General features: G+C 68.5%; 3 protein-coding genes. 2 read left to right on the top strand and 1 reads right to left on the bottom strand.

All coding sequences use genetic code 11. The features are described from left to right. Positions 1-108: 108 nt before the first annotated feature. Positions 109-960 carry a hypothetical protein gene (locus AC1DVZ_RS18785; protein WP_477619717.1) on the top strand — a complete coding sequence of 284 codons (852 nt, stop codon included), beginning with the start codon at positions 109-111 and terminating at the stop codon, positions 958-960. A gap of 127 nt (positions 961-1087) precedes the next feature. Here the strand turns inward: AC1DVZ_RS18785 and AC1DVZ_RS18780 are convergent, their stop codons facing one another. Next, on the bottom strand, positions 1088-1849 hold the full coding sequence (locus AC1DVZ_RS18780) for an SDR family NAD(P)-dependent oxidoreductase (protein ID WP_477619716.1): 762 nt from the start codon (positions 1847-1849) through the stop codon (positions 1088-1090). A 262-nt stretch (positions 1850-2111) separates the two neighbouring features. Here AC1DVZ_RS18780 and AC1DVZ_RS18775 point away from each other — a divergent pair. Next, positions 2112-2770 (top strand): universal stress protein (locus tag AC1DVZ_RS18775; protein ID WP_477619715.1); only part of this gene is annotated, 659 nt, incomplete at its 3' end.

Genomic DNA, 2770 nt, shown 5'->3' with positions numbered 1-2770 from the left:
AGTCCCTCGACCGTGAGCGCGTCCACCACAGCGGGAACCACGAGCACTTCTGGGGCGAGCCCCACCGCCGCGAGCGCGGTCTCCGCGTCGGCACCGGATGTTCCATTCGTGTCTGATGGCTCGATCCTCGACATCTTCGGCCGCGAGACTCGGCTTCCGCCGACCTGGGCCGTCAACACGGTCCACAGCATCGGCCAGGTGGCAGTGCTGGATGTGTCCGAAGGCGATGAACGATTCGCAGCGCGAGTGGCCGCCGACGGGTCGATCACGGAGATGGATTCGTTCAAGCCGCCCCTTGCGGTCAGCAGCGACGCCGGCAAGATGGCCGCGCTTGCCATCACACCAGTGGGCGCCGCTGACACGCCACAGCACGTCACGCTCGTGCTGGTCGACGCGCTGACCGGCAAGGAGACTGCCCGAGCCGCGGCCGCCACCGTGCTGGGTCCAGAACTCATCATGGATCCCGGGGCCGCGTCGGTGCTCCTGAGCGACGCGACCGGCGCGATCTCGGTCTGGTCAACTGCCCAAGGCGTCATCACACCGCTTGCGCTCGGAGGACTTCCGGTTCGGGCCTCCGTGTCGGCAAGCGCCGACCGGTCCCTCTTGATGACCCTGGAGGACAGTTGCCGCCTGTCGGCGTGGCGCTGGCCAGACAAGACCAAGGTCTGGACCACCGCCGTCATTGCCGACGGATCTCCGGCCGCCAGTCCGGATGGGGTCTTCGTCGCCGTACCTGCGCAGCGCCGTGTCGCCCTCCTGGACGCGACGACCGGCCAGCTGCTGCGCCGAACGATGGAGCTCCCGGGTTTGGGCCCTCGCCGAATGACGTGGGAGGACGCGGCACACTTCCTCGCATCTGACCCGGATGCCTTGGGCGWTGGGGTCGCGAGGTGTGCCGCAGCGACCGGTTCCTGCCAGAAGCTGGACCTGGGCGACACTCCGGTGGTGATCGCGCAGTGAGGGTCCGTAAGGGTCATTGACGGCCACCCGGCCCTGGTGGATCCTCACCGCTAAGGGGCCGTCAGCCATCGCCACCCGGCATTCCGGCTGGTGCGGCAGCTGTGACCTGAGCCGTTGCCCGTGCGCGCTACCGGGCCAGGTAGCCGCCGTCGATCGGGTAGTAGGTCCCGGTCGCGAACGAGGCTCCGTCACTGGCAAGCCACGCCACCAGCTCAGCGACCTCCTCCGGCTCCCCGAGTCGCTGGAGGGCGTGCTGACCGGCCAGTCCGGCCAGGGCCTCCTCGGTGAGGTGGCTCGTCACGAGCGGTGTGCGGATGAAGCCGGGGCCGACCGCGTTGACGCGGATCCCGTCGGCGGCGTGCTCCCAGGCTGCGACCTGGGTCATGCCCACCACACCGTGCTTGGCGGCGGTATACGCCACGGCAGTCGGGAACCCCACGGCCCCCAGAATCGAGGCCATGTTGATGATCGAGCCACCACGCCCGGATGCCTTCATGGCACGGATCGCCGCACGCTGGGTGTAGAAGACCCCGTCGAGGTTGACCCGGATGACCTCGTGCCACGCTTCATCGGTGTAGTCAGCGCTCGTCAGCGACTCACCGCCGATGCCCGCGTTACAGACCGCCACGCTCACGTGACCCAGTGCGTCGAGGACCCCGTTCATCGCCTCGTCGACAGCTCCGGAGTCACCGACGTCAACAACCGCACCATGAGACCGGTAGTCGTAGTCGTCCAGCTCCTTGAGAACTGTGTCGATCGCATCCTGGTCCCGGTCCCAGATGGAAACGTCGGCACCAGAGCGCGCCATCACGTGCGCGCAGGCACGCCCGATCCCCGAGGCGCCGCCGGTAATGACGGCGACCTTGCCGCCCAAGCCGTAGTTGTTCATGCTCGCTCACCCTTCCGGTCGATGACTCCCAGTGTGGGCGCTTCCGGTCGCGCTCACAGAGGGCACTTGGTCCTTGTCGCGGGACTGGCACCTTCGCCTGGCATTGGCTTCAGCGACGGCCATGACGCCTTGTCACCACGACTCAGCCTGCGCAGGGACTTTGGGCCCTCGCGAAGGCAGGCGATCCGCCGAATGCTGTCCTCAGGCCGGACGCAGATCGGGAGTCCGCGAGCGGGCCGGCCCTGAGCCCGGGAGGAAGGACATGGTCGATCATTCACAGCTCCAACTGTCCAAGGGAATTGTCGTCGGGTACGACGACTCCCCCGGCTCCATCGCAGCCCTTGAGTGGGCGGCCGCGACGGCACAGCGGTGGGGCACGACCCTGACCGTGATGCACAGCGTCGACCTGGCCGCCGCACCCATCGACCCGGCATACGACGTCGCCCGGCTCCCTGACAGCCTCCACGAGGCAGACCGACAGCTGCTGGCCGATGGCGTCGCTCGTGCCCAACAGCTGATGACGGAACCCTCGCACGTCACCGGCCTGTCCGCGGTCGGCTCCCCCGCCGCCGAGCTCGTCCGCGCATCCAAGGACGCCGACCTCGTCGTCACCGGCAGCCGTGGTCGCGGCCCGCTCGCGGCCGGGCTGCTGGGTTCGGTCGCCTACGCGGTCACCGCCCATGCAGCGTGTCCGGCCGTGGTGGTGCGCGCCGAACGCCCCGTCCAAACGGGTCCCGACCATCCTGTTGTCGTGGGCGTTGACGAGTCGCCGGCCTCGGAGCGTGCCCTTGACCTCGCGGCCGAGTTGGCAGCCATCTCCAACGCGATCCTACGCATCGTGCACGTGGCTCACGGCTCTTTCTCGCCCGATGCTCAGGCCTTCGTCGAGAGCGCCTGGGCCGGAACGGAGCACACGAAGGC

The organism is Pedococcus sp. P2_E5 (assembly GCF_056403895.1).
The sequence above is the reverse complement of the archived record's forward strand: the minus strand, read 5'-3'. Positions and strand labels throughout refer to the sequence as shown.

Bases quoted from the DNA above. Each gene is read 5' to 3' on its own strand.
- AC1DVZ_RS18780 (WP_477619716.1), bottom strand. From the start codon at position 1,849: ATGAACAACTACGGCTTGGGCGGCAAGGTCGCCGTCATTACCGGCGGC.